Source organism: Thalassovita mangrovi (assembly GCF_009857745.1).
GTDB lineage: Bacteria > Pseudomonadota > Alphaproteobacteria > Rhodobacterales > Rhodobacteraceae > Thalassobius > Thalassobius mangrovi.
In genome coordinates this window covers 309,095-335,482 of the sequence record NZ_WWEN01000005.1, presented here as the reverse complement: position 1 = coordinate 335,482, position 26,388 = coordinate 309,095, and the positions used below count along the sequence as shown (strand labels likewise).

General features: G+C 64.9%; 26 protein-coding genes and 1 pseudogene. 14 read left to right on the top strand and 13 right to left on the bottom strand.

Annotated features, from left to right (window positions below; genetic code table 11):
• The 5 genes and pseudogenes from GR167_RS13840 to GR167_RS13820 form a co-directional block, all read right to left on the bottom strand.
• A pseudogene (locus GR167_RS13840) lies at nucleotides 1-89 on the bottom strand (electron transfer flavoprotein subunit beta/FixA family protein); the annotation flags it as partial.
• Nucleotides 90-126: 37 nt separating this feature from the next.
• Complete coding sequence (locus GR167_RS13835; protein ID WP_235915960.1) at nucleotides 127-927, bottom strand: HpcH/HpaI aldolase/citrate lyase family protein; 801 nt, start codon at nucleotides 925-927, stop codon at nucleotides 127-129.
• Nucleotides 921-1,760, bottom strand: a complete 840-nt coding sequence (locus tag GR167_RS13830) for an HTD2 family dehydratase (RefSeq protein WP_160974291.1) — start codon at nucleotides 1,758-1,760, stop codon at nucleotides 921-923. The genes GR167_RS13835 and GR167_RS13830 overlap by 7 nt, the downstream gene beginning before the upstream one ends.
• Nucleotide 1,761: 1 nt before the next feature.
• Nucleotides 1,762-2,859 carry a CaiB/BaiF CoA transferase family protein gene (locus GR167_RS13825; RefSeq protein WP_160974290.1) on the bottom strand — a complete coding sequence of 366 codons (1,098 nt, stop codon included), beginning with the start codon at nucleotides 2,857-2,859 and terminating at the stop codon, nucleotides 1,762-1,764.
• Nucleotides 2,859-4,022, bottom strand: coding sequence for an acyl-CoA dehydrogenase family protein (locus GR167_RS13820; protein WP_160974289.1), 1,164 nt, complete (start codon nucleotides 4,020-4,022; stop codon nucleotides 2,859-2,861). The genes GR167_RS13825 and GR167_RS13820 overlap by 1 nt, the downstream gene beginning before the upstream one ends.
• Nucleotides 4,023-4,153: 131 nt before the next feature.
• Here GR167_RS13820 and GR167_RS13815 point away from each other — a divergent pair, with 131 nt between their 5' ends.
• The 4 genes from GR167_RS13815 to GR167_RS13800 all read left to right on the top strand — a co-directional run bounded on the left by GR167_RS13815 (nucleotide 4,154) and on the right by GR167_RS13800 (nucleotide 8,094).
• Nucleotides 4,154-5,101, top strand: coding sequence for a LysR family transcriptional regulator (locus tag GR167_RS13815; RefSeq protein ID WP_160974288.1), 948 nt, complete (start codon nucleotides 4,154-4,156; stop codon nucleotides 5,099-5,101).
• Between the two features lie 281 nt (nucleotides 5,102-5,382).
• Nucleotides 5,383-6,030: a DsbA family oxidoreductase gene (locus tag GR167_RS13810; protein WP_160974287.1), complete on the top strand. Its 648-nt coding sequence runs from the start codon at nucleotides 5,383-5,385 to the stop codon at nucleotides 6,028-6,030.
• Nucleotides 6,031-6,124: 94 nt separating this feature from the next.
• Nucleotides 6,125-7,018, top strand: coding sequence for a LysR family transcriptional regulator (locus GR167_RS13805; RefSeq protein ID WP_160974286.1), 894 nt, complete (start codon nucleotides 6,125-6,127; stop codon nucleotides 7,016-7,018).
• A 224-nt stretch (nucleotides 7,019-7,242) separates the two neighbouring features.
• Complete coding sequence (locus GR167_RS13800; protein WP_212769963.1) at nucleotides 7,243-8,094, top strand: cyclase family protein; 852 nt, start codon at nucleotides 7,243-7,245, stop codon at nucleotides 8,092-8,094.
• Nucleotides 8,095-8,400: 306 nt separating this feature from the next.
• Here GR167_RS13800 and GR167_RS13795 read toward each other — a convergent pair whose 3' ends face one another.
• From GR167_RS13795 to GR167_RS13760, 8 genes are all read right to left on the bottom strand, one after another.
• On the bottom strand, nucleotides 8,401-9,825 hold the full coding sequence (locus tag GR167_RS13795) for an aldehyde dehydrogenase family protein (RefSeq protein WP_160974284.1): 1,425 nt from the start codon (nucleotides 9,823-9,825) through the stop codon (nucleotides 8,401-8,403).
• Nucleotides 9,826-9,851: 26 nt separating this feature from the next.
• Complete coding sequence (locus tag GR167_RS13790; protein ID WP_160974283.1) at nucleotides 9,852-10,913, bottom strand: ABC transporter ATP-binding protein; 1,062 nt, start codon at nucleotides 10,911-10,913, stop codon at nucleotides 9,852-9,854.
• Entirely contained in the window at nucleotides 10,903-11,526 is a 624-nt protein-coding gene (locus tag GR167_RS13785) for a cupin domain-containing protein (RefSeq protein WP_160974282.1), read from the bottom strand. The genes GR167_RS13790 and GR167_RS13785 overlap by 11 nt, the downstream gene beginning before the upstream one ends.
• A 53-nt stretch (nucleotides 11,527-11,579) precedes the next feature.
• A complete protein-coding gene (locus GR167_RS13780; RefSeq protein WP_160974281.1) occupies nucleotides 11,580-12,629 on the bottom strand; it encodes an ABC transporter substrate-binding protein in 1,050 nt (349 codons plus the stop codon).
• A gap of 54 nt (nucleotides 12,630-12,683) precedes the next feature.
• Entirely contained in the window at nucleotides 12,684-13,460 is a 777-nt protein-coding gene (locus GR167_RS13775; RefSeq protein ID WP_160974280.1) for an ABC transporter permease, read from the bottom strand.
• Entirely contained in the window at nucleotides 13,457-14,326 is an 870-nt protein-coding gene (locus GR167_RS13770; protein ID WP_160974279.1) for an ABC transporter permease, read from the bottom strand. Before GR167_RS13770 ends, GR167_RS13775 begins: the two co-directional genes overlap by 4 nt.
• 124 nt (nucleotides 14,327-14,450) lie before the next feature.
• Nucleotides 14,451-15,743 (bottom strand): NAD(P)/FAD-dependent oxidoreductase, encoded by a 1,293-nt coding sequence (locus GR167_RS13765; RefSeq protein ID WP_160974278.1) that lies wholly within the window; start codon nucleotides 15,741-15,743, stop codon nucleotides 14,451-14,453.
• Between the two features lie 293 nt (nucleotides 15,744-16,036).
• Entirely contained in the window at nucleotides 16,037-16,942 is a 906-nt protein-coding gene (locus GR167_RS13760) for a LysR family transcriptional regulator (protein WP_160974277.1), read from the bottom strand.
• A gap of 196 nt (nucleotides 16,943-17,138) precedes the next feature.
• Between GR167_RS13760 and GR167_RS13755 the strand changes: the two genes are divergently transcribed.
• From GR167_RS13755 to GR167_RS13710, 10 genes are all read left to right on the top strand, one after another.
• Complete coding sequence (locus GR167_RS13755; protein ID WP_235915959.1) at nucleotides 17,139-18,158, top strand: ABC transporter substrate-binding protein; 1,020 nt, start codon at nucleotides 17,139-17,141, stop codon at nucleotides 18,156-18,158.
• Entirely contained in the window at nucleotides 18,151-18,972 is an 822-nt protein-coding gene (locus GR167_RS13750) for an ABC transporter ATP-binding protein (RefSeq protein ID WP_160974275.1), read from the top strand. The genes GR167_RS13755 and GR167_RS13750 overlap by 8 nt, the downstream gene beginning before the upstream one ends.
• Nucleotides 18,972-19,775 carry an ABC transporter permease gene (locus GR167_RS13745; protein WP_160974274.1) on the top strand — a complete coding sequence of 268 codons (804 nt, stop codon included), beginning with the start codon at nucleotides 18,972-18,974 and terminating at the stop codon, nucleotides 19,773-19,775. Before GR167_RS13750 ends, GR167_RS13745 begins: the two co-directional genes overlap by 1 nt.
• A 67-nt stretch (nucleotides 19,776-19,842) precedes the next feature.
• Entirely contained in the window at nucleotides 19,843-21,210 is a 1,368-nt protein-coding gene (locus GR167_RS13740) for an FAD-dependent oxidoreductase (protein ID WP_160974273.1), read from the top strand.
• Between the two features lie 14 nt (nucleotides 21,211-21,224).
• Entirely contained in the window at nucleotides 21,225-22,394 is a 1,170-nt protein-coding gene (locus GR167_RS13735) for a CaiB/BaiF CoA transferase family protein (protein WP_160974272.1), read from the top strand.
• A complete protein-coding gene (locus GR167_RS13730) occupies nucleotides 22,391-23,167 on the top strand; it encodes an enoyl-CoA hydratase-related protein (RefSeq protein ID WP_160974271.1) in 777 nt (258 codons plus the stop codon). The genes GR167_RS13735 and GR167_RS13730 overlap by 4 nt, the downstream gene beginning before the upstream one ends.
• A 6-nt stretch (nucleotides 23,168-23,173) precedes the next feature.
• Entirely contained in the window at nucleotides 23,174-23,527 is a 354-nt protein-coding gene (locus GR167_RS13725; RefSeq protein WP_160974270.1) for a ferredoxin family protein, read from the top strand.
• Nucleotides 23,527-24,420 (top strand): dihydrodipicolinate synthase family protein, encoded by an 894-nt coding sequence (locus GR167_RS13720; RefSeq protein ID WP_160974269.1) that lies wholly within the window; start codon nucleotides 23,527-23,529, stop codon nucleotides 24,418-24,420. Before GR167_RS13725 ends, GR167_RS13720 begins: the two co-directional genes overlap by 1 nt.
• A gap of 10 nt (nucleotides 24,421-24,430) precedes the next feature.
• Nucleotides 24,431-25,867, top strand: coding sequence for an aldehyde dehydrogenase family protein (locus GR167_RS13715; protein WP_160974268.1), 1,437 nt, complete (start codon nucleotides 24,431-24,433; stop codon nucleotides 25,865-25,867).
• 4 nt (nucleotides 25,868-25,871) lie between these two features.
• The gene (locus tag GR167_RS13710) at nucleotides 25,872-26,363 is read left to right on the top strand and encodes a deoxycytidylate deaminase (RefSeq protein ID WP_160974267.1); all 492 of its coding nucleotides are present in this window, start codon (nucleotides 25,872-25,874) and stop codon (nucleotides 26,361-26,363) included.
• Nucleotides 26,364-26,388: the final 25 nt, after the last annotated feature.

Genomic DNA, 26,388 nt, shown 5'->3' with positions numbered 1-26,388 from the left:
TTGGCCAGATCGACACCGCTGCCATCCGCCTTAACGCGGACTTTCACGTTGTAGTCGATCACACGTTTGACCGGGACTAGTAGCTTCATTCTTTACTTCCTTTCGCTTGGGGCGGGCGTCGCCGGGTCAGGTCGCGGGGACGGCGGCGAGGATGGCGCGCGCGCGCAGACGGACGGGTTCGTCGACCATGGCCCCGTCGACGGTCGTCGCACCGTCGCCGGAGGCGAGTACCCGTTCCGCCCAGCGGATTTCAGCCTCGGACGGGGCGAAGGCGCGCTTCACCTCTGTGACCTGCCGGGGATGGATGCAGAGCTTGCCCGACATGCCCAGTGCGCGGGCATGGGCGGCATCCGAATGGGTGTCGGCAAGATCGTCCAGCCGCGCGGTGACCCCGTCGATGGGGGCGCATATCCCGGCCAGGCGGGCGGCAAGGACCAGTTCGCTGCGGGCGGGCAACAGGACCTCGCGCTGATGCGCGGCGCCGATATCGGCGCAGAAGTCGATCGAGCCGAATACCAGATGCGTCACCCCGGGAACCGCCGCGATGGCGCGGGCCGCCGCCAGCCCCGCCGCGCTTTCGATCAGAGCGAGAAGGGAGGTATCGGGGCCGAGCGTTCCGGCCAGGGCTGCCAGCAGGGCAGGGTCTTCGGACTTGGGCAGCATGAGACCGGCCACCGGTAATGCCGCGACCGCCGCGAGATCCGCGTCGTGCCACGGGGTGCCGGGTGGATTGATCCGCACGATGACCGGCAGGTCGGTGAAACCGCATCTCAGCGCCGCGCGGGCGGCATCCTTGTTGTCGCGCGAAACGGCATCTTCGAGGTCCAGGATGATCGCATCGGCCCCCGAACGGGGGGCCTTGGCGAAAAGCTCCGGCCGGTCGGCCGGTACGAAAAGCGGGGCGCGGATCACGTCGGGCATCACCATTGCGCCTGCGCCTCCATCGCCACGGGGCCGCCGGGCGCGGCGGTCCACAGTCGGAAGCCCGCGTCTGCCTCGGCTGCATGCAGGCCAAGGCCCTGCGTGTCGTAAACCGGCGACAGGCTGCGGAAGCTGAAGCGGGTCGGGGCGGCCCCGCGCAGATCGGTTGCGAATTGCGCCAGCAGCGTCGCCTGCATCGGCCCATGCACCACCAGGCCGGGATAGCCTTCGTCCTCAAGGCAATAGGGCCGGTCGTAATGGATGCGATGCCCGTTGAAGGTCAGCGCCGAATAGCGAAACAGCAATGTCGGCGTGGCGGCGACAGCGCTGCTATGGGGCGCGGGCGGGGCTGCGGCGGCCGGTTGCGGTGGCGCGGCGTTGCCGGTGGCGGCGTCGCGATAGACGATATCCTGGCGTTCGGTGATCAGGTCACGATCGCCGCTGCCGAAATGATGGCGGACCGTCACGAAGCACAGATGGCCGCTGCGGCCCTGTTTCAGCGCCACGTTTTCGATCACCGAACGGCGGGTCATGGTATCGCCGATGCGCAGCGGGGCGTGGAAACGCATGTCGCCCCCGGCCCACATCCGCCGGGGCAGCGGCACCGGCGGCAGGAAGCCGCCGCGCGCCGGATGCCCGTCCGGCCCCAGTGCCGCGGAGGGCGCCACCGGCTGGCACAGGCAGAGATGGATCATCGGCGGCGCTTCGGCGCCCATTTCAAGCGGTCCTTCACGGTCGAAGGTGGCGTTGAAGCGTTCCACGAGGGTCGGCATCAGCACTTCGGAACGGGTTTCTTCGCGGCCGATCCAGCTGCGCAGGTGGTCAAGGTCGATATCCATTTCAAGTCTCCTGCGGCTGCAGCGCGGGCACCGGGCCGTAATGGGGCGTCTCGCCATGCCAGATCGGGGCCGGGGCCGGGTAGGACACCGCGCCGTTCGGGGTCTCGACCGAGATGCGGCGCAGATGCGGGTGGGTCGACAGGCCCTCCATGTCATTGACCGAGGCCAGGGCGACATCCGCCACGAGAAGGGCATCGATTGCTTCCGCGCCGGTTCTGCGGGCAAAGCCTTCGGCGACGACGGCATCGGTCTGATCGCGGTTCGACACCCGCGCCACGTTGGTGGCAAAGCGCGGGTCGCTGGCCAGGTCTGGGCGGTTCAGGAATTCTGCGCAGAGCTTCTTCCATTCCCGGTCGCTTTGGATCGCGAGCAGGACCTGTGCGCCGTCGCTGGCGGTGAACACCCCGTAAGGCGCGATGGAGGGATGCGCCATTCCGATCCGCTTGGGCGGCTTGCCGCCTTCGTGGTTCAGCAGCGGCACGGTCAGCCAATCGGCCATGACGTCGAACATCGACACCGATATCCGCGCGCCCTTGCCGGTCTTGTCGCGCCGCAACACCGCTTCGAGAATGGCGGAATAGGCGGTTGCGCCGGTGGCGATATCGACGATGGAAATGCCGACACGGGACGGGTCCGAAGGCCCGCCGGTGATCGAACACAGGCCGGATTCGGCCTGGATCAGCAGATCGTAAGCCTTGCGCTGCGCCATCGGCCCGGTTTCGCCATAGCCGGTGATCGAACAGCTGATGAGGCGCGGGAATTCCCGGGCCAGACGTTCGGTGCCGAAGCCCAGCCGGTCCAGCGCGCCGGTCTTGAGGTTTTGCACCAGCACATCCGCGTCACGCAGCAGCCGGGACAGTTCCGCCTTGCCCTCGGGCGCGGCCAGGTCCAGCGTCACCGATGTCTTGCCGCGGTTGAGCCAGACGAAATAGCTCGACTGGCCGTTCGCCACATCATCATAGCCGCGGGCGAAATCGCCTTCGGGGCGTTCGATCTTGATCACCTCGGCGCCCGCATCCGCAAGGCGCGCGGTGCTGAAGGGGGCGGCCACCGCCTGTTCGATGGCCACCACCTTCAATCCTTCCAGCGGCCGGTCCATCAGAACGACCTCGGCAGGCCCAGCACGTGTTCCGCCACGTAGCTGAGGATGAGGTTGGTCGAAATCGGCGCCACCTGGTACAGCCGGGTTTCGCGGAATTTGCGTTCCACGTCGTATTCGCAGGCAAAGCCGAAACCGCCGTGAAACTGCAGGCAGGCATTCGCGGCTTCCCAGCTGGCCTTGGCGGCCAGGTACTTGGCCATGTTCGCCTCGGCGCCGCAAGGTTCGCCGGCATCGTAAAGCCGGCAGGCTTTCTGCCGCATCAGGTTGGCGGCTTCGATTTCGATATAGGCTTCGGCGATCGGGAACTGCACGCCCTGGTTCTGGCCGATCGGGCGGCCGAACACCGTGCGTTCGGACACGTATTGCGTCACCCGGTCGGTGAACCAGTATCCGTCGCCGATGCATTCCGCCGCGATCAGGGTGCGTTCGGCGTTCAGCCCGGTCAGGATATACTTGAACCCCTTGCCCTCTTCACCGATCAGGTTTTCCTCGGGAATCTCGAGATTGTCGAAGAACAGTTCGTTGGTTTCGTGATTGACCATGTTGAGGATCGGCCGGACGGTCATGCCCGAGGCCATCGCTTCCTTGATGTCGACGAGAAAGATCGACAGGCCTTCGGATTTCTTCTTCACCTCGGACAGCGGCGTGGTGCGGGCGAGCAGGATCATCAGGTCCGAATGCTGGACCCGCGAAATCCAGACCTTCTGGCCGTTCACCACGTATTTGTCGCCTTTCTTGACCGCGGTGGTCTTCAGCTGGGTGGTGTCGGTTCCGGTGGTGGGTTCGGTGACGCCCATGGATTGCAGGCGCAATTCGCCGCTGGCCAGTTTCGGAAGGATGCGGCGTTTCTGTTCCTCGGACCCGTGCCGCACGAGGGTGTTCATATTGTACATCTGTCCGTGGCAGGCGCCCGAATTGCCGCCGGCGCGGTTGATCTCTTCCATGATGATCGCCGCTTCGGTCAGGCCCAGGCCGGACCCGCCGTATTCCTCGGGGATCAGCGCGGCCATCCAGCCGGCGCGGGTCAGGGCGTCGACAAAATCTTCGGGATAGGCGCGCGCCTCGTCCACTTTGCGGTGATATTCATCCGGGAACTCGGCGCATAGCGCGCGCACCGCATCTCGGATGTCCTGAAATTCGTCGGTCTGCTGCTGGTACATTGGGGTCCTCCGGTTTGAGCTTCGCGAGGTTTTCGCGGTCGCTCCGGATATGCCCGGCTTGCGGCGCATACATCAAATATCTAATAATGCTTGCAGATATAACGGATTTATATGGGGTTGGCGGCAGGCGCATGGATCTCAGACAGTTGCGATACTTCCTGGCCATCGTTGAAGAGGGGTCTTTCACCCGGGCGGCCCAGCGGGTGAACGTGGCGCAGCCCGCCCTGTCCCTGCATGTGCGCAACATGGAAGAAGCACTGGGAACACCGCTGCTGCTGCGCGCGCCCCAGGGTGTCACCGCAACCGATGCCGGAGAGCTTCTTGCCCGCCGCGCCCGCAGCCTTCTGATGGATCTGGAACGCACCGAAGAGGAGGTGCGCAGCCTGGGCCGGGAACCGATGGGGACGGTCCGGCTGGGTCTGCCGGGAACCATCAGCGGCATTCTGTCGGTGCCGCTGATCGCGCGCTGCCGGGACCGCTATCCGAAGATCAAGATCGTCATCGCCGAGGCGATGAGCGGCTTTGTCCGCGAATGGCTGCTGGACGGGGGCGTCGACCTGGCGGTTCTGTATGCCGAGCCGCGCGAAACCGGGGTGCGGTCCGAACCGCTGCTGGACGAAGAGCTGGTGATGCTCGCCCCGCCCGGAGAGACCGGGGCGCAGCAGACCGCGTTGGGCAGACTCGCCGATATCCCGCTGATCCTGCCCAGCGGAGCGCACGGGCTGCGCGCCATGATCGAGGACAAGCTGCGCAGCGAGGGCATATCGGTCGCGCCGGAAATCGAAGTCGACAGCTACGGCAATATCAAGCGCCTGGTCGAACAGGGCTATGGCTGTTCGGTGTTGCCGTTCCACGCGGTGGCGCGGGAAGCCGCAGACGGCCGCCTGGTCGTGCGCCATTTCGACCCCCCGGGCCTGTGGCGGCGGACCTATCTGGCCCACGCGACGGCACGGCCGCTGACCCGCGCGGCGTCTGTCGTCAGCGACATCCTGACCACCGTCGCGGGCGAGCTGATATCCGAGGGAACCTGGGCCGGGGCGAGACCGATCATGGCGGATGCCGCGGAGCGGCAGAGCTGACCGTTCCGGCCGGTCAGGCAGTCATACTCAAATCGGACCACTCTTGCCGGGATGGTCGGCAAAGTCGGGTATTGCTGCGCCTGGTGAAAGAGTGACTTTCAATTTTCAGGGTTAATTCTTCGCGGGCTTCGCAGGATTTTCCGGCCTTCCCTCTGTCAATCAGCGAGACCCGCGATGTTCTTTTCTCTGCCTTCCATTCCATGCCCCCACGGGGGGACAATCCACGCTGCGCCCCGGGCCGGTCTTGGCCTCATTGGCCGCCATCTGCGGGGGCGGTCCGAATGAACGCGCCCGTCAAAATCGATTTCTTCCATGACACGGTCTGCGCCTGGTGCTTCAACCTTTCTTCGCGCTTGCGCGTTGTGGCGCAGGAATTCGACTTGGACATTCGTCAACGGACATTTGTCCTGCAGGCCAGCCGCCGGGAAATGGCACAGCGATGGGGCAGCCCGCAGGCGGCCCGGTCCACCATCCTGGATCACTGGCGCCATTGCCAGGCGGCCAGCGACCGGCCCGAACTGATCAATATCGACGCCATGCGCGCGGCCCCGTTCGATTATCCCCATGGCATGACTGCGGCGCTCGCCTGCAAGGCGGCCGAAACACTCGGCGGCCAGATCCTGCATTGGGACATGTTCGACCGCATTCAGCTGGCGCATCTGAGCGAGGCCCGCAATATCGCCGATCCGAAAGTGCTGGTCGATCTGGCGCAGGACCTTGGCCTGGAGCCGGAGAGTTTCAAGCGCCGCCTGAACGATCCGGCGGTGGCAAAACAGGTCGAGGCGGATCGCCAATATGCGCGGGCGAACCAAGTGCATTCCGTGCCAACCCTGACCGTTCCCGCGACAGGTGCCCGATTGATGGCCGGTTCGGTTGGCGAATTGCGCTCGCTGCTTCAGGTGGTCAGGCGGCAGTTGGAGCATCTGTGATCTTGCGCCACGCCGGGCACGTCGCCGCGCGCCTGAAGCGCTTTGCAGCGTGGCCCGCATCGTGTTCTATGATCGGGCAGCAACGGAGTGAATCATGGACAAGTTTGGCGTCATGCGGGCCTTCTGCCGGATCGTCGATCGCGGCAGCATCGCCCGTGCGGCCGAGGATCTGGGCGTGTCTTCCAGCCTGCTGAGCCGCGATCTGAAGCTGCTTGAGGAAAGCCTTGGCTGCCGGCTGATCACGCGCACCACCCGCAGCATGTCGCTGACCGAACATGGCCGGCTGTATTACGAACAGGCCGACCGCATCCTGCAAGCGGTCGACCTGGCCGAGGAGCGGGTGCGCTCGGGCGCGCAGGTGGTACGGGGCCTGTTGCGGATCAACGCGCCGCATTCCTTCGGCACCACGGTGCTTGCCGATTTGCTGCCCCGTTTCGCCAGGCAGTATCCCGAAGTGCAGCTGTCGCTGATTTTCGACGACAATGTGCTCGACCTGGTTCAGGGCGGTTTTGATGTGGCCATCCGCATTCGGGCAAGCCTGCCGGATTCGGGGCTGATTTCGCGCAAGGTCATGTCCGTGCGGCAGGGCATTTTTGCCAGCCCCGGATATCTTGCCGAACGCGGATGCCCCGAAACGCCCGAAGAGCTGCAGGCGCATGAGACACTATCCTACAGTCTTGCCGAAACGCCGCTGTCCTGGGACCTGACGGGGCCTGAGAGGCAAGTTTCGGTTCCCATTTCGCCACATCTGCGCCTCGGCAGCAGTGTCGTCCTGCGCGATATGATCCTGGCCGATATGGGGATCGGCACCTTGCCGAATTTCCTGTCGGACCCGCTTGAGGCGGCCGGGCGGATCACGCGGCTGCTGCCGGACTGGCAGCTTCCCGAACGCACGATCTATACGCTGGCGGCGTCGAGGCTGAGCGCGGATGCCAAGGTAGCGGCCTTTACCGATTTCCTTGCCGCCGAACTGTCCGGCCATTCCTGAACGGGATCAAAGACTGTCTTTCCCCGTCCCGGGTTAAACCGATGCTTCCCAGAGCACATCCTGAAGCCGGTTCATACCAGCAACAGGAAAATATGATGATCAGAACCCGAATTCTCGCAACCGCAATGGGTCTCCTACTCGGTGCACCGCTTCAGGCCGCCCCCGCTGCCACCGTCGGCCAAAGTCCCTGGGGTCCTCAGGACGAACTCGGCGCCCTGAACCTGATGACCGACGCCTCGCGCGCCGCGATCCTGTCCCGGGTGGCAGGGGGCGAAGCCTATGACCTGTCGGTCGAGTATTTCATCGGGATGCCCGGATGGCACGCGGCCGGCGATCCGCGGTATCAGATGTGGATGACCCACACCCCGCGCGGAACGGTCAATTCCGACCCGATGCATCTAGGCGAAGAGATCAACGCCCATGTCAGCTATACCGGTTCCGCGATTTCGATGTATGCCCATACCGGCACGCATATCGACGCGCTGAACCACTTTGGCCTGAACGGCAAGATCTACAATGGCTTCAGCGCCGACGATCACTTGGGCGATGCCGGCTGGAACGTGACCGGTGCCGAAACCATCCCGCCGATCATCGCGCGCGGCGTGCTGATCGACGTCGCCGGGGCCAAGGGGCTTTCGATGCTGACCGATAACTACCGCATCACACGCGCCGATCTGGAACAGGCGCTGGCGCATCAGGACGTCACCTTGCAGCAGGGCGATGTGGTGCTGATCCGCACCGGGCGCATGGCGAACTACGAGGATGCCGACGCCTATATGACGGCCGCGCCGGGGATGGGCATGGAAGCCGCGCGGTTCCTGGCCGAGGAATCCGGCGCGATGATCATCGGCGCCGACAATCTGAGCTTCGAGGCCTTCCCGTCGGAAATCGAGGGCAATTATGTGCCGCTCCATACCTATCTGCTGGCGCAGCAGGGGGTGCCGATCATGGAGCTGGTCTATCTGGAAGACCTGGCCGCCAAGGGGATTTACGAATTTGCCTTCATCGGCGGTTCGCTGAAGCTGCGCGGCGGCGATGCGGCCCCCATGCGCCCGATCGCGCTGCCGATCAAATGACCTGGTCTTGAGGCCGGGCAATAGGTTTCGTCCGGTCATGGCCCGGTGAGAAAAGCGTTTCGCCCGTTTTTAATCACCCAAGGGGGCCGGGGACTTACAGGCGTGGGGCAGGGATCAAACAGTGTCCAAACCCTGCCCCCGCCAGCAAATTTGCCCTGTAAGCATGAAGGTGCCAATTGTTGGCGGTGCTGAGGCTCAACATGGCTGAAGGTTGACCGCCGGACATCCGGCGATCACCCAGGTTTCAGCTGAGAGGGGCGGGCGCATTCGGGCATGAAATCACCCTTGCCGGATGCGATGGCCAGATCAGCCCCAGCCGACGACACCCTTGATTTCGGTGAAGTCATGCAGGCCCCAATCGGCATATTCGCGTCCGTTGCCGGACTGCTTGTAACCGCCGAACGGCGCGAAAAGATCCCAGTCGGGCCCGTTCACATAGACCGACCCGGCGCGCAGCTTACGAGACAGCGCGCGGATCTGATCCGGGTCGCTGCCCTGCAGATAGGCCGCCAGGCCGTAAACCGTGTCATTGGCGATCTCGATGGCTTCCTCGACGCTCGAATAGGCCAGGATCGACAGCACCGGGCCGAAGATTTCTTCGCGCGCGATCGTCATCGAACCGGTGACATCGCCAAACACGGTGGGCTTGACGAAAAAGCCGGTGTTGCGGCCCTCGGGCTTGCCCGGGCCGCCGGTCGCCAGCGTGGCGCCCTCGGCGATGCCGGTTTCGATCAGGCGTTGCACCTTTTCGAATTGCAGTGCGGAGACCAGCGGCCCCATGGTGGTGGCCTCGTCCGTCGGATCGCCGACCACCACGGTTTCGGCCGCGGCGCGGGCGATCTCCATGGCGTCCTGCATGCGCTCGGCCGAGACCAGCATCCGGGTCGGCGCGTCGCAGGATTGCCCGGTATTGTTCATCACCGCCAGGGTGCCCTCGGTTACCGCCTTTTCGAAATCGGCGTCGGGCAGGATGATGTTGGGGGACTTGCCACCCAGTTCCTGCGCCACGCGCTTCACCGTTTCGGCGGCGGTGCGGGCCACGATGATGCCGGCGCGGGTCGATCCGGTGAAGCTGACCATGTCGACGTCGGGATGGCCCGACATCACCTGTCCCACGTCGGGGCCGGTGCCGTTCACCAGGTTGAACACGCCATTGGGGAACCCTGCCTCATCCATGAATTCCGCGAACAATAGCCCCGACATCGGCGCGATTTCCGACGGTTTCAGCACCACGGTGCAGCCCGCCAGGATGGCCGGGGCGACCTTGCACATGATCTGGTTCATGGGCCAGTTCCACGGCGTGATCAGGGCGCAGACGCCGATGGCTTCGCGCAGGATGCGGGTGGTGCCGCGCTGGCTTTCCCATTCGAAATTCTCGGCGGCGGTGATCGCGGCTTCCAGATGGCCCTGACCGGCATAGGCCTGCGCCTCGCGCGCCCAGGTGATCGGCGCGCCCATTTCGGCGCTGATCGCCTGCGCCATGTCTTCGTAGCGGGCGTTGTAGACCGCCAGCAGCCGTTTCGCGGCGGCGATACGGTCGGCCACCGGCGTTTCGGCCCAGCCCGGGAACGCGGCGCGGGCGGCGGCCACGGCGCGGTTCACATCGGCCTCGGCGCCAAGCGAAATCTCGGCATAGGCTTCTTCGGTCGCGGGGTTGATCACCTCCAGCGTGGCCGGTGTCGCCGGCGACACCCAGGCGCCGTCGATGTAGAAATTCAGCGAATTGTTCATTTTCGTCTCCGATAGTCGGGGGCCGGTCAGGCCGGAAGAAGGATGGCGCTGGCGCCGGGACGCAGGGCAAGCGCGGCGGTGGCGCCGTCCGCGGGAAGCTCGGCCGCATGGGACCGCCGCACGTCCAGCACCACTTCGGCGCCGTCGTTCAGCCGGCCGATCACCCGCAGGCTGTGACCGTGGAAAACCGTGGTTTCCACCCTGAGGGGCGCGCCGCTGCCGGCGGGGGCGAATGTCAGGTCTTCGGGCCGCAGCCCCAGCGTGACCGCGGTGCCGGTCGCCAGCGACCCGGCGCCTTCGACCGGCAGCGCGAAGCCCGACCCTTCGACGCGACCGTCGCCGGTGACGCGGCCCGGCAGCAGGTTCATGGTGCCGATGAAACCGGCCACGAAGCGGGTGGCGGGTCGGTCGTAAAGTTCGTCCGGGGTGGCGATCTGTTCGATCCGCCCGCCGTTCATCACGACGATCCGGTCCGAGATCGACAGGGCTTCGGTCTGGTCGTGGGTGACCAGGATGAAGGTGGTGCCAAGCCGGTGTTGCAGGCTTTTCAGTTCGATCTGCATCTGTTCGCGCAGCGAGGCGTCAAGCGCCGACAGCGGTTCGTCCAGCAGCAGCACCTGCGGTTCGCAGACGATGGCGCGGGCCAGCGCAACGCGCTGGCGTTGCCCGCCCGACAGTGCCGAAACCGGGCGCTCGGCCTTGTCGCCCAGGCCCACCAGGTCCAACGCCTCGGCGACCTTGCGGGCGATTTCGGCGCGGGCGGTGCCGCGCACCGACAGGCCGAAACCCACGTTTTCGGCGACATTCATGTGCGGAAACACCGCGTAGTCCTGGAACACCGTGTTCACCGGGCGGCGGTTCGCCGGCAGGTGGCCGATTTCACGCCCGTTCAGCAGGACCTGCCCGCTGGTGGGCGTTTCGAATCCCGCGATCACCCGCAAGGTCGTGGTCTTGCCGCAGCCCGAGGGGCCCAGCAGGCTGACGAATTCGCCCGAGGCGATGTCGAGGTCGATGTCTTTCAGCCCGAAAACGCCGCCGCCGAAATCTTTCGAGACGCCGCGCAGGCTCAGCAGGGGGTCAGTCGCCATCCCTGATCTCCGATGGTTTTGTGGTATTTACCCAGATGATGATGCAGCGCTCGTCGCCATCGTTGCGGAAGGCGTGGAGCAGCGTGGAACGGAAGGCGAAACTGTCGCCCTGCCGCAGGGAATAGGAGGTGCCGTCGATCGTCAGTTCGACCGTGCCGGTCATCACGAAGCCGAATTCGTGGCCCTGGTGGGCATAGGCCTCGGCGGTTCCGCCACCCGGTTCGATCTCGACGGTCATGCCGGTCAGCGTGGCGCCGGGGGGAGAAAGCAGGAACTTGCTGATCCCCTCGGACCGCACCGGCAATTCGCGGCGGCGGTTCGACCGGACGCAGTAGATGTCGTTGCCTTCGGAACTTTCATCAAGCAGTTGCGACGGTTCGACCCCAAGCGCTGCGGCCAGCGGCCAGATCGTGCGCACCCGCAGCGAGGAAACCCCGCGTTCGACCTGACTGAGCGCGCCGACCGAAACCCCGGCCTGCGCGGCCAGTTCGGTCAGCGAAAGCCCCGCTTCGAGCCGCAATGCGCGCAGGCGTCGGCCGACCAGGATATCTGCCTGATTGCCCTCTGGCGCCTTGCGGGTCGTGTCGGTTGCGGAAGGGGTTTCCTTGGTCATGGGCGTCCTTTCATTGCGGATCAGGGGCCGGTTGCCCGGCCCCCCGGTATTGGTCAGCCACCGGCCTTGATGCGTTCGAACATCTTCGCCAAAGCGTCGTTCTGCTTCATCGGTCCGGTGAAGATGGTGGTTTCTAGCATTTTCTGCGGATCGGCGGGCAGTTTCAATTCATCAAGCGTTTCGGCGGGCACCGCGGCAAAGGCGCTGTCGGTCGAGGTGCCATAGCCGTAGTCTTCGATCAGGTGCTTGCCCGAAGACGCTTCGAGGCGGCTGTTGATGAAATCATAGGCCAGATCGGTGTTGGGCGTGTCTTTCAGCATGACGAAGCCGCAGGTCCAGGTCAGCATGCCTTCCTTCGGGTCCATGAATTCGACCGGTACGTCCTGCGCCTTCAGCGCCACGGCCGAGGCGTTCCAGGTCATTGCCGCGACCAGTTCGCCCGAGGCAAGCGACTGTTCGACCGAAGTCATGTCGGTGGTATAGGTGGTCAGCAGCGGGCGCTGTTCGCGCAGCTTGTCGGCCACTTTTTCCAGATCGCTTTCGGACATGTCGAAGGGATTCACCCCGGCCAGAACGGCGGCCACCAGCGGCGTGTCATGCACCGCGTCGATCGTCGCCAGACGCCCGGCATATTGCGGGTCCCACAGCATGTTCCAGCTCATGTCGGCATCGGGCGCGACCATGTCGGTGCGATAGAGAACCGAGGTATTGCCCCAGTCCCACGGCACCATCCAGACCTTGCCGTCACCGGCCTGAATGTCGGGCAGGTTGCGGAAGACCGGGAAGATGTGATCCCAGTTCGGAATGCGGGCGGTGTCGATCGGCTGCAGCAGGCCCTCGGCGTTCCAGCGCGCGATCTTGTCGTAGCAGGGATGCGCGAGGTCGGGGCGGAAGCCCGATTTGACCTTGGTGAAGGCATCGTCGTCATCGCCGAAAACCGAAACCTCCAGCGCGTCGGGATGGGCGGCGGTATAGGCTTCGTGGAAGACCGGAAGCTCATAGCCCGACCAGGTGAAATAGTTGAGCTTGTCTTCGGCCAGGGCCGGGCCGGTCAGCAGCGCACCGGCCGTGAAGGATGTCAAAAGCAGCGTCTTAGGGTTCATGGTTCAGGACCTCCGTGTTTTAGATAGTTGTTTTGTTTCTTATGGTTATAGGTGTTAGACCCGGCTGCGGCGGCGCAGCAGTTCGGCCAGCCCCGCCAGCAGGACGGACACCAGCAGGATCAGCGTGCCAAGCGCCATCACGACGGGCAGGGATTTCGGGAAACGCAGCTGGCTCCAGATATAGAGCGGCAGCGTGGGTTCGGTTCCGGCCAGGAAATAGGCCACGATGAATTCGTCGAACGAGGTCAGGAAGGCCAGGGTGAAGGCGGATCCGATCGCCGAGGCCGCAAGCGGTAGGATTGCGCGGCGGAACACGATCCAGTCGGACGCGCCGAGATCGGCCGCCGCTTCGGCCAGGCTGCGCGGGATCGCGGCGAAACGCGCGCGGATCACCGTCACCGAGGCGGGCAGGCAGACAAGCACATGACCCAGGACAATTGCCGGGCGCGACGGCCCGAGCCCCGCGAGGTTGACCAGGATCAGCAGCGCGATCCCCACGATCACGCCGGGGATCAGGATCGGCAGCCGCGCCAGGCCAGAGACCAGTCGCGACAGCACCGGGCGCGGGAACACGTCGAGATAGGCAATCGTGGTGGCGCAGATCGTGGTGATCGTGGCGGCGGCGGCGGCGATGATCAGGCTGTTTCTCAGCGCCTGCCCGATGGCCGGCGTTGCGACCAGGGTCCGGTACCACTCCAGCGTGACGCCCTTGAGAGGGAAAGCAGCCTGGATCGCGTCGTTGAAGGAAAACAGCGGGATCAGCGCCACCGGCACATAGAGAAAGACGATATAGGCGCCGACATAGGCGTGCAGGATGCGAAGCGGTTTCATGTGCGGCTCCCCCAGCGGCGGTCGGCCTGGCGGACCAGCGCCACGGCGATCAGGATCACCAGCATCGTGGCCACCGCCAGCGCCGCCCCGAAGGGCCAGTCGTTGGCCTTGCCGAACTGGGCCTGGATCAGGTTGCCGATCATCGTGCTCGACGGTCCGCCCAGCATCGCGGGGGTCACGTAATCGCCGATCGTGGGCACGAAGACGACAAGCGCCCCGCCCAGCACCCCGGGCATCGACAGCGGCAGGATGATCCGGCGGAAACTTTGCGCGCGACTGGCCCCCAGGTCCGACGCCGCTTCGAGCAGCGAGGGCGGGATCGTCTGCAACGCGACGAAGATCGGCAGGATGGCGAAGGGGGCATAGGCATGGGCCAGCGTCACCACCACCGCCGTCGGATTGTTCAGAAACGCGGTCGACGGCGTGTCCCAGATTCCGAGGGCGATCATCGCCGAATTCAGCACGCCGTTATAGGCCAGCACCACCTTCCAGGCGAAGACGCGCAGCAGGTAGCTGGTCCAGAACGGCAGGGTCACCAGGAACAGCACCAGCCCGCGCCGCTTGCCCGCCCGAAACGCCAGATACCAGGCCACCGGATAGGCGGTGATCACGGTCGCCAGCGTCACCAGCCCCGAAATCCACAGCGACCGCAGCATCACCTTCGCATAGAGACCATCACTGAATATGGTGATCATGTTCGACAGCGAAAGCGGCCCGACGAAAAGGGCGCCGTCATTGATCCGGAACGCCAGCACGACCACCAGCGCCAGCGCGAACAGTACCAGCCCGAAGGTGACCAGCACCCCCGGCATCGACATCGCCGCACGAAACCCCGCGCCATCGGTCAGGACCTGTCTGGATTGCATTGTCACTCCCAAACCTCGGAATTTGTGAATAATGCGACCCTGTGTCATGATAAATGAAATAGCAATACAAAATTTCATTTATGTGATTTTGCCCGGGCAAATTTATATTTTTATGATGCCTCGTTCAGATTCCCAGAGAGTCCCGCAGGCGAAACAGGACCACGGCCGCGCGCACGGCGGGCTTGCGCAGGAAATGGAACGGAATCGGGCGCGCCGGCGTGACCGGGAAATCGAGCTCCGCCTCGGGCGTGCCCGAAGCCCAGTCGGCCAGCAGCTTGCCTATCGCCGTGCCAAGCGCCAGCCCCCGGCCGTTGAAGCCGGTCGCGGACATCACGCCCTCGCCATGACGCGACAGGTGCGGCAGGTGATCGGCCGTCATCGCCACATGCCCGCCCCAGGCATGGGTGAAGGGCACGTCGCCAAGCTGCGGGAACATCTTGCGGCTGATCCGGCGCAGGTTCTCCTGCAGCTTGGCGGTAGTGGTGTCGTTGTAATCGCCGCGCCCGCCGATCAGGAACCGGCCCGCGCCATCGCGTTTGTAATACACCATCACCCGCCGGCTGTCCGAAGCCGCCTGCCGCCCTGGCAGGATGCTGTCGAGGATCTCGTCGGGAAGCGGCGCGGTGGCCACCTGCACCGACCGTACCGGCACCACGGTCCGCGCCAGGGGCGGGCAAAGCGCATCGGTTTCGGCATTGGTGCACAGCAGCACACGCCGCGCCCGGACCGACCCGTTGGTGGTGGCAATAGTTTGATAACTATCTGTTTTATTCAACGATACGGCGCGCGTTCCGCCATAAATCCTGGCTCCTGTGGCCTGCGCCGCCCGGGCCAGTCCCAGCGTGTAGTTCAGCGGGTGCAGATTGGCGCCGCGCGGGTCGAGCAACCCGCCTGTGTAGACGTCGGTGCCGATCATCCGCGCGACGGTTTCCCGGTCCAGCATCCGCAGCGAAACCCCGTGGCGCGCCCATTGCTCGGCCCGCGCCTCCAGCACCCGCAGCGAGCCGGCGTCATGCGCAGGCTGAATCCATCCCGATTGCACCGCGTCGCAGGCGATACGGTGCCGCGCGATCAGGTCCATCGCCAGGTCCGGTGCGCCCCCCGAAAGCCGCAGCATGCGCGCGCCCATTTCTTCGCCGAAATGCGCCGTCACCGCATCGGGGTCGTATTTCAGCCCCGGATTGAGCTGCCCGCCGTTGCGCCCGGAAGCGCCCCAGCCCGGCGTCGCGGCCTCCAGAACCACGGTATCGATCCCGCGCTCTGCCAGATGCAGCGCAGCCGAAAGTCCGGTCACACCCGCGCCTATGATCGCCACCTCCGCCTCGGTGGAGCCATACAACGGCGCATATTCGGGCTGCGATTGCGCCGTTGCCGTCCAGAGGGAATTGGCGAGAACCGGGGTTTCGTTCGCGATCATGAAGGTCTCCTGAAGTGTGTGCAGGCGTGAGTAAGGGGCAGATTCGGCGAAAGTTTGTGAAATTGTATCCACAATAGACTTCAAAGTGAAATATGTTATTCAAATTTCACGAAGTGGCGGATTCCCCACGAGGGTGAAGGTCTGCCACGGTCCCCATTTCTTCGACCGGGACCTCGCTCAGGAGCCATTGATCCGCTTGACGCAGGGCCGCCCAAGTAGTTCGAACTTTCAAAGTGCCGATGAATCTGCGCCTCAGGCACTGGTGTGACTCAGAGCGACTGGCCGCTGGTCGTTCATGACACCAGCTGGATCGGTTTCAGCGCCCTTTCGACAATATCGCAGATCAGCCGTTTGGCCGGATCGATGCCGGAACTGGCCGGGATCAGGATGCCGATCCGCACATCGCTCAGCAGTTTGTCCATCAACGGAATGAATTTCAGCGATCCGGCCTGCACCTCGTCGAGAAAGCCGATTTTGGTGTAAAGGCCGATCCCGGTGCCGTTCAGGATCATCTGCTTGGCGATGAACAGGTTGTCGGTAAAGACATGCGTGGTCAGCGGCGAGGCCAGCGTCGAGATCACCTGGTCGACAAGCGACGTGCGGCCGCGCGCGTCGATGGTCCGCACCAGCCGGTAGCCGATGATGTCCTCGATGGTCACGCTGGGGCGCTCGGCGAGAGGATGGTCGGGCTTGAGGATGATCCCGATCGGGGCCGCCTTTTCGGACACCACCCGTACTTCGGGGTGCGGTTCGTGGGTGAAGCCGATCCCAACATTCGCGGCCCCCGTCGCCACCGCTTCCATCACGTCGGCGGGCGGCGATACTTTCAGCGCGATGGAAATCTCCGGATAGGTCTTTTGGAAGGTTTCGAGCACCTGCGGCATGATGCTGAAGGCGATGCTGTCCACCGCGTCTATATGGATATGCCCGGTCCTGAGATCGCGCATTTCGTCGATCAAGACCTTGGTGCGTTCGTAATCGTGCAGGGTGCGGCGGCAATGTTCCAGAACGATACTGCCGATCGAGGTCAATTCCACCCCGTCGGGCGTCCGGTCGAACAGGCGCACGCCCAGCCGGTCCTCGGTGCTGTTGATCTTGCGATTGACCGAGGTCGAGGAAACATTCAGCACCGCGGCGGCCTTGCGGATCGAACCGTGGCGGGCGACCTCGTCGAAATAGCGCAGGAAGATCGAGTGCATGTGCGGTCCTTTCTGCGGTCGAATTGGGCGATGCAAAAAATGCATCACTGTGCGCAGCATTTGATCCTTTATGCATCACTCGCACGGCGCATAAAGTCAATGAAGCTGCCCACGCAGAACAGGGCACACCCCCCAACAGATAACGACACTCGTTCGACAGGAGAGTACGGAAATGACACACGGATTTGAGAATCCCATGAATCGCCGGTCCATGCTGAAAACGCTGGGCGCTGGGCTTGGGCTTGCCGGCGCCGGCACGCTGGCCGGCGTTACCCCGGTTCTGGGCGCGGGCACCTTCAAGGTGACGCTGCAACTGGGCTGGCTGGCCTCCAACGGCATCCTTGGCGAAGTGGCCGCCGACAAGCTGGGCTATTTCGCCGAAGAAGGGCTAGAGCTGGACATCGTGCCGGGCGGGCCCAATATCGACGGCGTCGCATCGGTGGCCTCGGGCCGGGCCAATCTGGGCTCGATTTCCTCCAGCCCGTCGCTGATGCTGGCGCGTTCGGCTGGAATTCCGGTGAAATGCATCGCCGCCGGGTATCAGCAGCACCCGTTCACCTATTTCTCGCTGGACCGGAACCCGGTGCGCACTCCGCAGGATCTGATCGGCAAGAAGGTCGCCACCAACGGCACCGCACGCATCCTGCTGCGCGCGCTGCTGGCCAAGAACGGCATCACCGAGGATCAGGTCGAGGTCAGCGTCATGGGCAGCGATATGAACCCGCTGCTGACCGGCCAGGTGGATGTGGTCACCGGCTGGAAGACCAATGTCAACGCGCTCAGCGTGCTGGGCGAGGGGCGGGTCGACATGACTCTGTGGGATGCGGGCGTGCAGCTTTATGCCAACCCCTATTACGTGACCGACCAGACGATGGCGGACCATCCCGAACAGGTCACCGCGATGATCCGGGCGATCGCGCGCGGCTGGGGCTGGGTGCACGAAAACCCCGAACAGGCTGTCGACATCCTGGTCGAACGCTTCCCCAACATGAACCGCGACAGCGAAATGAAGGCGGTGGGCATGGCGATTGCCTATTCGTTCAACGAAAATACCGCCAAATCCGGCTGGGGCGTGATGACCCGCGAAAACTGGCAGACCCAGATCGATACCTATGACGCGCTTGGCCAATTCGCCAAGGGCGCGCCCAAGGTCGATGACGTGATGACGCTGGACGTGCTGGAACGCACCGCCGCCGAACGCCCGGTCTATGGCTGACCCGATGACCCTGGTTCAGCCCCTCACCACACCTGCGCCGGAGGCGGGCCACGCGCCCGCCGCCGCCATCCTGCGCAACGCCTCGGTACGCTTCGGCACCTTCACCGCGATCCAGGACCTGTCGCTGGAGATCGAGGCGGGCGCCTTCTACACCATCCTCGGCCCCTCCGGCTGCGGTAAGTCGACCATGCTGCGGCTGGTGTCCGACCTGATCCCGGCCGCATCGGGCGAGGTTGAAATCTTCGGCAAGTCGACCGAGGAAGCGCGGCTGGCGCGTGAATTCGCCTTCGTCTTCCAGGATGCGACCCTGCTGCCCTGGCGCAGCGCGCTGCAGAATGTCGAACTGCCGTTGGAGATCGGCCGCAAGCGCGGCATCGAGATCAAGACCAGCGACCGCAGCCCGCGCGAATTGCTGGAACTGGTCGGGCTCAAGGGGCGCGAGGACGCGCTGCCGCACGAATTGTCGGGCGGGATGCGCCAGCGCGTGGCGATCGCCCGGGCGCTGGTCTGCCAGCCCAGGCTGCTGCTGATGGACGAACCCTTCGGCGCGCTGGACGAAATGACCCGAGACCACCTGAACCTGCAACTGCTGCAGATCTGGGAAGAAACCGGGACGACGATCCTTTTCGTCACCCACTCGATCCCTGAGGCGGTGTTCCTCGGCCAGAAGGTGCTGATGCTGCAGGCTCATCCCGGCCGCCTGCGCGAAGTAGTGGAAATCGACCTGCCGTTCCCGCGCGCGATCAAGCAGCGCGAGACGCCCGAATTCATGCGCTATGCCGCCTATCTGCGCGAACTGCTGGAGACCTGCTGATGGCTGTCATCGACGATATCCCCGCCCAAAGCGCACAAGACACCGAACGCGCCGAGGCGACCCGCCGCAAGATCAACGCCGTCGCGGTGCCGCTGGGCACCGCCGCCGCCCTGCTGGCCTGCTGGCAGATCGGGGTGCGCGTCTTCGGCGTTCCGAACTACATCGCCCCCGCACCCAGCGACGTTGCCGTGACCTTGGTGCAGGAATTCCCGCTGCTGATGCAGAATTTCTGGCCGACGCTGTATGAAAGCCTGCTGGGCTTCGCGGTGGGCAACCTGGCCGCCGTTCTGATCGCCGTCGCCTTCGTGCATAACCGGGTGGTCGAACGGGCGTTTTTCCCCATCGCGGTCTTCGTCAACACGATCCCGATCCTCGCCATCGCGCCGATCCTGGTGCTGATCTTCGGTGCCGGGCTGACCGCCAAGGTGGTGATCGCCGCGCTGATCTGTTTCTTCCCGACGCTGGTCAACATGGTGCGGGGCCTGCAATCGGTCAGCCCGCAGGCGCTGGAACTGGCGCGGATTCTGTCCGCGTCGAAGGCCGAGGTGTTCTGGAAAATCCGGCTGCCGTCGTCGCTGCCTTACCTGTTCTCGGCGCTGAAGATCGCCGCCACCACCTGCGTCATCGGCGCCATCGTGGGGGAATGGGTCGGGGCCGACCGGGGGCTGGGGGCGCTGATCATCGACGCGACCTTCAATTTCCGCTCGGCGCTTCTCTACGCCACGGTGTTTTTGTCCTCGGGGCTGTCTGTCCTGATGTTCGCAACGGTTTCGATCGTCGAGCGCCTGGTGGTCCGCTGGTAGCCTGAAACGCAAAAATTTCAATTATTTAGCGCCAGGTCGCCTTGGCGCGCCAGAAGGAGTTTGTCCAATGACAGCGCAAATCAAAGACCATGTCGTTTCGCGGGCCGAGCAGATCCCGGTGGTCGCCGACACAGATGTGGTGGTGGTCGGTGCCGGTCCGGCGGGGCTCAGCGCCGCGGTCTCGGCCGCCCGCAACGGGTGTTCGGTGACCCTGCTCGAACGCTATCACCATCTGGGCGGCATGGCGTCGGGCGGCATGGTTCTGGTGCTCGACGACATGGTCAACGACGGCAACGAGGTCGTCACCACCGGCATCGTCAGCGAATTCGTCGACCGGATGGCGGCGCAGGACGGCGCCGTTTTCCCGCCGCCCGAGGATTGCCTGACCAACTGGGAGATGTGGCAGAAATGGTCCCGCTGGGGCTGCATCGATTTCCACAAGACCGGGATGCCGCAGCCGATCATCCACGCGGTCGCCTTCGACCCCGACGCCTGGAAGCGGGTCAGTCTCGACTTGGTGAAAGAGGCGGGAGTGAACCTGCGGCTGCATTCGTGGTTCTCCGAGGCGCTGATCGAGGGCGGCAAGGTCAGCGGCGTGATCTGCCAGACCAAGCTGGGCCGTCAGGCGGTCCGCGCCAGGATGGTGATCGACGCCACCGGCGATCTTGACGTCGCCAGCTCCGCCGGGGCCAGCTTCATCGACGGCCAGTATATCGTCACCACCGTGTTCCGGCTTTGCGATGTGGACACGGACAGGGCCGAAGCCTTCGAATACGCCAATCCCGAGGCCTACAAGCAGCTCGACCGCCAGGCGCGGCGGGTGATCGGCGGCGCCTGGGGCATGTGGTGGTTGAAGACCCCGCTGCCCGGCATCGTCTGGTGCAACTGCCCGCATATGCCCGGTTACGACGGGTTGTCGCCCGAAGACATGGTGGCCGCCGAATACGAGGGCCGTGAGAGGATGATGAAGCTGCTGGCATTCGCCCGCGAAAACATCCCCGGCTTCGAAAACGCCAAGATGCTGGGCGCGGCGGAACAGATGGGCGTGCGCCAGACCCGCCTGCTGCAGGGTGAATACGTTGTCACCAAGGAGGATGTGAAAAAGCGCCGGCATTTCGCCGACAGCGTCTGCCGTGGCCGCGATTACTACACCCCCTACCGGGCGCTGCTGCCCAAGGGCGTGGACAACCTGATCGTCGCGGGGCGGCACTATTCGTCCGAAAGCGAGGCGCAGAAGATGTCGCGCGAAATCCCGCCCTGCATGGCGCAGGGCGAAGCGTCGGGCGTCGCGGTGTCGCTGGCGCTGCAGGGCGATTGCGCGCTGCGCGACGTGGACGTCCAGGCGATCCAGAAACAGATGCGCGCCCAGGGCGCCGATCCGGGCGACGTGCCTTCGGCCAACGCCCTGATCGCAGAAGAAGCCCCTGCGGGTTGAAGGAGACTGAAGGAATGACACAGGCAACGCTGCCCCTCGACGGAATCCGGGTGATCGATTTCACCCAGGTCATGCTTGGCCCCTGCGCCACCCAGATGCTGGGCGATTTCGGCGCCGACGTGATCAAGATCGAACGCCCCGGCGCCGGGGACCTTTCGCGCAACTTCTTCGGCGAACCCGACGAGAAGGCGATGAACAACGTGGTCTTCGCCTCGCTCAACCGCAACAAGCGCTCGGTGACCATCGACACCAAGTCCGAGGCGGGTAAGCAGATGGTCTATGATCTGGTGCGCCAGGCCGACGTGGTGGTCGACAACTTCCGGGCCGGGGTGATGGACCGTCTGGGTTTTGGCTTTGAGCAGTTGAAAGCCATCAACCCGCGCATCATCTGCGCCTCGGGCACCGGGTTCGGCGCGGTGGGGCCCTATGCCCACAAGGGCGGGCAGGACGTGCTGGCCCAGGCGATGAGCGGGGTGATGGAAAAGACCCAGGATCCTTCGATCCCGAAATCGATCTATCCGACGACCTTGTGCGATTACACCGCCGGGATGCACCTGGTGCAGGGCATCCTCGCGGCGCTTCTGGCACGCGAAAAAACCGGCGAGGCGCAGCGGGTCGAGGTGTCGCTCTACGACTCGATGATCGCGATGCAAATGCAGGAGGCGGCGCAGTGGAACGCACATCGCGAGGTGCTGAACTGGGCCGCGATGCCGCTGACGGGGGTGTTCGACACCACCGACGGCGCGGTGGTCATCGTCGGCGCCTTCAAGGCCAACCCGTTGCAGGATATCTGCGCCGCGCTGGAAATCGGGGACCTGTCGCCGGACTACCCGACCCTTGCCAGCCAGCGGGCCAACAAACCCTTCCTGCAGGACACCTTCCGCAAGGTGATCGCCACCAACACCACCGCCCATTGGCTGGAACGGCTGGAGGCGCAGGACCTTCTGTGCGCGCCGGTGCGCGCCTTGGGCGAGGCGCTTGACGATCCGCAGACCGCGATCAACCAGATGCTGCTGGAGGTGGATCATCCCTTCCACGGTACGTTGCAGCTGGTGGGATCGCCGGTACATCTGAACCGCGCGTCGGTCACCCTGCGCCACCTGCCGCCGAAACTGGGCGAACATACCGAAGAGGTGGTGGCGGAATTCGGGCTGACCCCGGGCGGCCGGAGGGCGGCGGAATGAGCGTCGACTTCGTCAAGGACGGCCATGTTGCCCGGGTCACCATCGACCGACCCGACCGGATGAACGCGGTCGATCAGGCGACCGACCGGGCGCTCGAAGCGATCTGGAGCGAGATCGAGGGGGATGCTGACATTCGCTGCGTCGTGCTGACCGGGGCAGGCGACAAGGCCTTCTGCGCCGGGGCCGACCTGAAATCGGACAGCGGTAAGCGCGGAATCGATTACTGGGCGGATCTTAACGACAACGGGTTTGGCGGCATCGCTCTCAGGCAAAGCCTGACCGTGCCGGTGATCGCCCGGGTCAACGGGCTGGCGCTTGGCGGCGGCATGGAAATGGTGCTGGGCTGCGATATCGTCATCGCGGCCGAACACGCCCGCTTCGGCCTGCCCGAGGCGAAGGTCGGCCGCCTGCCGCTCGATGGCGGCATGGTGGCGCTGCAACGGCTGATCCCGCGCAACATCGCGGCCGGGCTGATGATGACCGGCCGGATGATGGGCGCGGCGGAGGCGGCGCAGTACGGGCTGGCGAACGCGGTGGTGCCCGGCGACCGGCTCGATGCCGAGGTCGAGGCTTGGGTGAATGACATCCTCTCCTGCGCGCCGCTGTCGCTGCGGGCGATCAAGCGGACGATCCGTAGCACCGGCCACCTGAGCGCGCCGGAAGCACGGGCGCTGAAGACGCCCGAGCTGATCGCGGCGCTGGTGTCCGAGGACAGCGAGGAAGGCGTCGCCGCCTTCCGCGACAAACGCGCGCCGGTCTGGCGCGGGAAGTGACGCGACATGACGCTGGTGATCAAGGGCGACTGCATCGACGTGAAGGACGGGATCTGTACCACGTCCTGCCCGGTTGATTGCATCTACGAAGGGGGGCGGATGTTCTACATCCATCCCGTCGAATGCATCGAATGCGGCATGTGTGAATCGATCTGCCCGGTCGATGCGATCCGCTATGCCGATGAGCTCACCGGGGCGGATGCCGAATTCACCCGGTTGAACGCCGAAGCCTTTCTTGCCCCCGACGGCAGCCTGTCCGAACCCGGCGGCTGGTCGCGCGGCATGACCCGGTTGAAGGACCCCGAACCGATCGCCGCGCTGCCGCCGCGCACCCCGCCCGACACGATAAGGAGACCATGATGCAAGGTGTGATTGCCGCCGTTCCGACCCCGGTCGACGATACTGGCCGCCCGCAGCGGGGGGCTTTCCTGGAACATTGCCGCTGGGCGCTGGAAAATGGCTGTGACGGGCTCAATATTCTCGGCTCGACCGGCGAGGCGAATTCGCTGGACACCGCCACCCGGCGGCAGGTCATGAGCTGGGCCGCCGAGGGGTTGGACACCGGGCGGCTGATGGTGGGCACCGGGACGCCGTCGCTGGCGGAAACCGTCGCGCTGACCGCCCATGCCGACGATCTGGGCTATCCCGTGGCGCTGGTGCTGCCGCCCTATTATTACACTCCGCCCTCGGAACAGGGGCTGATCGCCTGGTACGGGGCGCTGCACCGGGCGCTCGGCCCCCGTCGGATCGCGGTCTATTTCTATAACTACCCGCAGATGACCGGCTTCCCGATTCCGGCGCCGGTGATCGAGGCGCTGCACCGCGCCCACCCGGACCGGTTTCGCGGCATCAAGGACAGTTCGGGCGATCTTGGCTATTGCCGGTCGCTCGTGGCCAGCCTGCCGGACCTGCGGGTCTTCCCCAGCAACGAGGCGGCGCTGGCCGAAGCGGCAGTATCGGGCTTCGCCGGGTGCATTTCGGCGACGGCGAATGTCAGCGCGCCTTTGTGCGGCGCACTGTGGGAGGGGCGCGAGGCACCGGATGCGGACCTGCTGCAAACCGTCAGCGCCATTCGTCAGGCGGTGTCGGCCCAGCCGCTGATCCCGGCGGTCAAGCACATGGTGATGCGGCGCAGCGCGGACCCGGTTTGGGACAACGTGCTGCCGCCCTTCCTGCCGCTGCCGCCCGGGGCGCGGGACGCGCTTGCAACAATCGATCTTCCCGCGCCCGCGCGGGAACAGAAAACCTCATGAGGAATATCACGTGAAAAAGCATGACAACCTGATCGCCGGACAATGGGTGAGCCACGGCAACTATCAGGAAAACCGCAACCCGTCCGACATCACCGACGTCATCGGTCTTTATACCCACGGCGACGCCGCTGCGGTGGACGATGCCGTCGCCGCCGCGCAGGCCGCCCGCGCCGGTTGGGCCGCCGCCACGCCGCAGGCGCGTCACGACCTGCTGGAAAAGACCGGCCGCGCCCTGGCCGAGCGGGCGGAAGAAATCGGCCGCCTGCTGTCGCGCGAGGAAGGCAAGACGCTGGCCGAAGGCATCGGAGAAACCATGCGTGCGGCGCAGGTGTTCAAGTTCTTCGCGGGCGAGGCGCTGCGCCAGACCGGGGACCTCACCCCCTCCGTGCGGCCCGATATCGATGTCGAGATCACCCGCGAACCGGTCGGCGTCGTCGGGCTTATCACGCCGTGGAATTTCCCCATCGCCATCCCGGCCTGGAAAATCGCCCCGGCGCTGGCTTATGGCAATTGCGTGGTGATGAAACCGGCGGAACTGACCCCGGGCTGCGCCCATGTGATCGCCGAAATCCTGCACGACAGCGGCTGCCCCGCCGGGGTGTTCAACCTGGTGATGGGGCGCGGGTCGGCCGTGGGCGAGGCGATCGTGACCCATCCGGGCATCGACGCCGTGTCCTTCACCGGATCGGCCGCCACTGGCGGGCATATTGCCGAAACCTGCGGGCGGCTGCGCAAGAAGGTGCAGCTGGAAATGGGTGGCAAGAACCCGATGGTGGTGCTGGACGATGCCGACCTTTCGGTCGCGGTGCCCGCCTGCCTGAACGGGACCTTTTTCAGCACAGGCCAGCGCTGCACCGCTTCGTCACGGCTGATCGTGACCGAGGGCATTCACGATGCCTTCGTCGCGGAACTGACCCGTCAGATGCGGGCGCTGAGGGTGGGCGATGCGCTGGACCCGGCGACGCAGATCGGCCCGGTGGTGGATGGCAGGCAACTGCAATCCAACCTCGATTACGTGGCGCTTGCCCGCGACGAGGCGCAGGAGGTGATCGGCGGCGACAGGCTGGAGCTGGCGCAACAGGGATTCTACCAGGCGCCGGCGCTGTTCCTGGGCACCACCAACGCGATGCGGATCAACCGCGAGGAAATCTTCGGCCCCTGCGGGTCCGTCATCAGGGTCGCGGATTTCGACGAGGCGCTGGCGGTGGCCAACGACACCGAATTCGGCCTGTCGGCGGGCATCTGCACCAGCAGCCTCAGGGCGGCGCGGGATTTCCGGCGCCGGGTGCAGGCGGGCATGGTGATGGTCAACCTGCCCACCGCCGGGGTCGATTACCACGTGCCGTTTGGCGGCCGCAAAGGATCGTCCTTCGGACCGCGCGAACAGGGGCGCTATGCCGCCGAATTCTACACCACGGTGAAGACCTCTTATGTCTTTGCGGGCTGATGCCATGGATCCCGTGAAACAGGCGGAATGGGACCGGCGCTTCCTCGGGCTGTGCGATCATATCGCGGGCTGGAGCGAAGACCGGGATTTTCAGGTCGGGGCGGTCATCGTCGGCCCCGGCCGGGAAATCCGTTCGAGCGGCTACAACGGGCTGCCGCGCGGCATATCCGGGTCGGATGACGCACGGTTCGACCGGCCGAGTGGCGAAAAATTCTTCTGGTTCGAACATGCCGAACGCAATGCGATCTACAACGCCGTCCGCATGGGGGTGTCCGTTGCGGGCTGCACCTTCTACGTGAACCGGTTTCCCTGCGCCGATTGCGCCAGGGCGATCATCCAAAGCGGCATATCAAGGGTCTGTTCGCCGCCCAGACCGTCGTTTGACGGGGCGCTGGATCACAGTTTCGCCGTCTCGGAAATCATGTTGCGGGAGGCCGGGATAGGATGGGAAGCCTTGCCGGATATTGCCGAGCGGTCGCCCGAGATTGAGCGCTGATCGGGGGAATCTTGATCATCTTTTC

Excerpts from the sequence above, each read along its gene's own strand:
- GR167_RS13835 (WP_235915960.1), bottom strand. The coding sequence starts at position 927 with ATGGTGATGCCCGACGTGATCCGCGCCCCGCTTTTCGTACCGGCCGAC.
- GR167_RS13830 (WP_160974291.1), bottom strand. The coding sequence starts at position 1,760 with ATGGATATCGACCTTGACCACCTGCGCAGCTGGATCGGCCGCGAAGAA.
- GR167_RS13825 (WP_160974290.1), bottom strand. The coding sequence starts at position 2,859 with ATGGACCGGCCGCTGGAAGGATTGAAGGTGGTGGCCATCGAACAGGCG.
- GR167_RS13820 (WP_160974289.1), bottom strand. The coding sequence starts at position 4,022 with ATGTACCAGCAGCAGACCGACGAATTTCAGGACATCCGAGATGCGGTG.
- GR167_RS13815 (WP_160974288.1), top strand. The coding sequence starts at position 4,154 with ATGGATCTCAGACAGTTGCGATACTTCCTGGCCATCGTTGAAGAGGGG.
- GR167_RS13810 (WP_160974287.1), top strand. The coding sequence starts at position 5,383 with ATGAACGCGCCCGTCAAAATCGATTTCTTCCATGACACGGTCTGCGCC.
- GR167_RS13805 (WP_160974286.1), top strand. The coding sequence starts at position 6,125 with ATGGACAAGTTTGGCGTCATGCGGGCCTTCTGCCGGATCGTCGATCGC.
- GR167_RS13800 (WP_212769963.1), top strand. The coding sequence starts at position 7,243 with ATGACCGACGCCTCGCGCGCCGCGATCCTGTCCCGGGTGGCAGGGGGC.
- GR167_RS13795 (WP_160974284.1), bottom strand. The coding sequence starts at position 9,825 with ATGAACAATTCGCTGAATTTCTACATCGACGGCGCCTGGGTGTCGCCG.
- GR167_RS13790 (WP_160974283.1), bottom strand. The coding sequence starts at position 10,913 with ATGGCGACTGACCCCCTGCTGAGCCTGCGCGGCGTCTCGAAAGATTTC.
- GR167_RS13785 (WP_160974282.1), bottom strand. The coding sequence starts at position 11,526 with ATGACCAAGGAAACCCCTTCCGCAACCGACACGACCCGCAAGGCGCCA.
- GR167_RS13780 (WP_160974281.1), bottom strand. The coding sequence starts at position 12,629 with ATGAACCCTAAGACGCTGCTTTTGACATCCTTCACGGCCGGTGCGCTG.
- GR167_RS13775 (WP_160974280.1), bottom strand. The coding sequence starts at position 13,460 with ATGAAACCGCTTCGCATCCTGCACGCCTATGTCGGCGCCTATATCGTC.
- GR167_RS13770 (WP_160974279.1), bottom strand. The coding sequence starts at position 14,326 with ATGCAATCCAGACAGGTCCTGACCGATGGCGCGGGGTTTCGTGCGGCG.
- GR167_RS13765 (WP_160974278.1), bottom strand. The coding sequence starts at position 15,743 with ATGATCGCGAACGAAACCCCGGTTCTCGCCAATTCCCTCTGGACGGCA.
- GR167_RS13760 (WP_160974277.1), bottom strand. The coding sequence starts at position 16,942 with ATGCACTCGATCTTCCTGCGCTATTTCGACGAGGTCGCCCGCCACGGT.
- GR167_RS13755 (WP_235915959.1), top strand. The coding sequence starts at position 17,139 with ATGAATCGCCGGTCCATGCTGAAAACGCTGGGCGCTGGGCTTGGGCTT.
- GR167_RS13750 (WP_160974275.1), top strand. The coding sequence starts at position 18,151 with ATGGCTGACCCGATGACCCTGGTTCAGCCCCTCACCACACCTGCGCCG.
- GR167_RS13745 (WP_160974274.1), top strand. The coding sequence starts at position 18,972 with ATGGCTGTCATCGACGATATCCCCGCCCAAAGCGCACAAGACACCGAA.
- GR167_RS13740 (WP_160974273.1), top strand. The coding sequence starts at position 19,843 with ATGACAGCGCAAATCAAAGACCATGTCGTTTCGCGGGCCGAGCAGATC.
- GR167_RS13735 (WP_160974272.1), top strand. The coding sequence starts at position 21,225 with ATGACACAGGCAACGCTGCCCCTCGACGGAATCCGGGTGATCGATTTC.
- GR167_RS13730 (WP_160974271.1), top strand. The coding sequence starts at position 22,391 with ATGAGCGTCGACTTCGTCAAGGACGGCCATGTTGCCCGGGTCACCATC.
- GR167_RS13725 (WP_160974270.1), top strand. The coding sequence starts at position 23,174 with ATGACGCTGGTGATCAAGGGCGACTGCATCGACGTGAAGGACGGGATC.
- GR167_RS13720 (WP_160974269.1), top strand. The coding sequence starts at position 23,527 with ATGCAAGGTGTGATTGCCGCCGTTCCGACCCCGGTCGACGATACTGGC.
- GR167_RS13710 (WP_160974267.1), top strand. The coding sequence starts at position 25,872 with ATGGATCCCGTGAAACAGGCGGAATGGGACCGGCGCTTCCTCGGGCTG.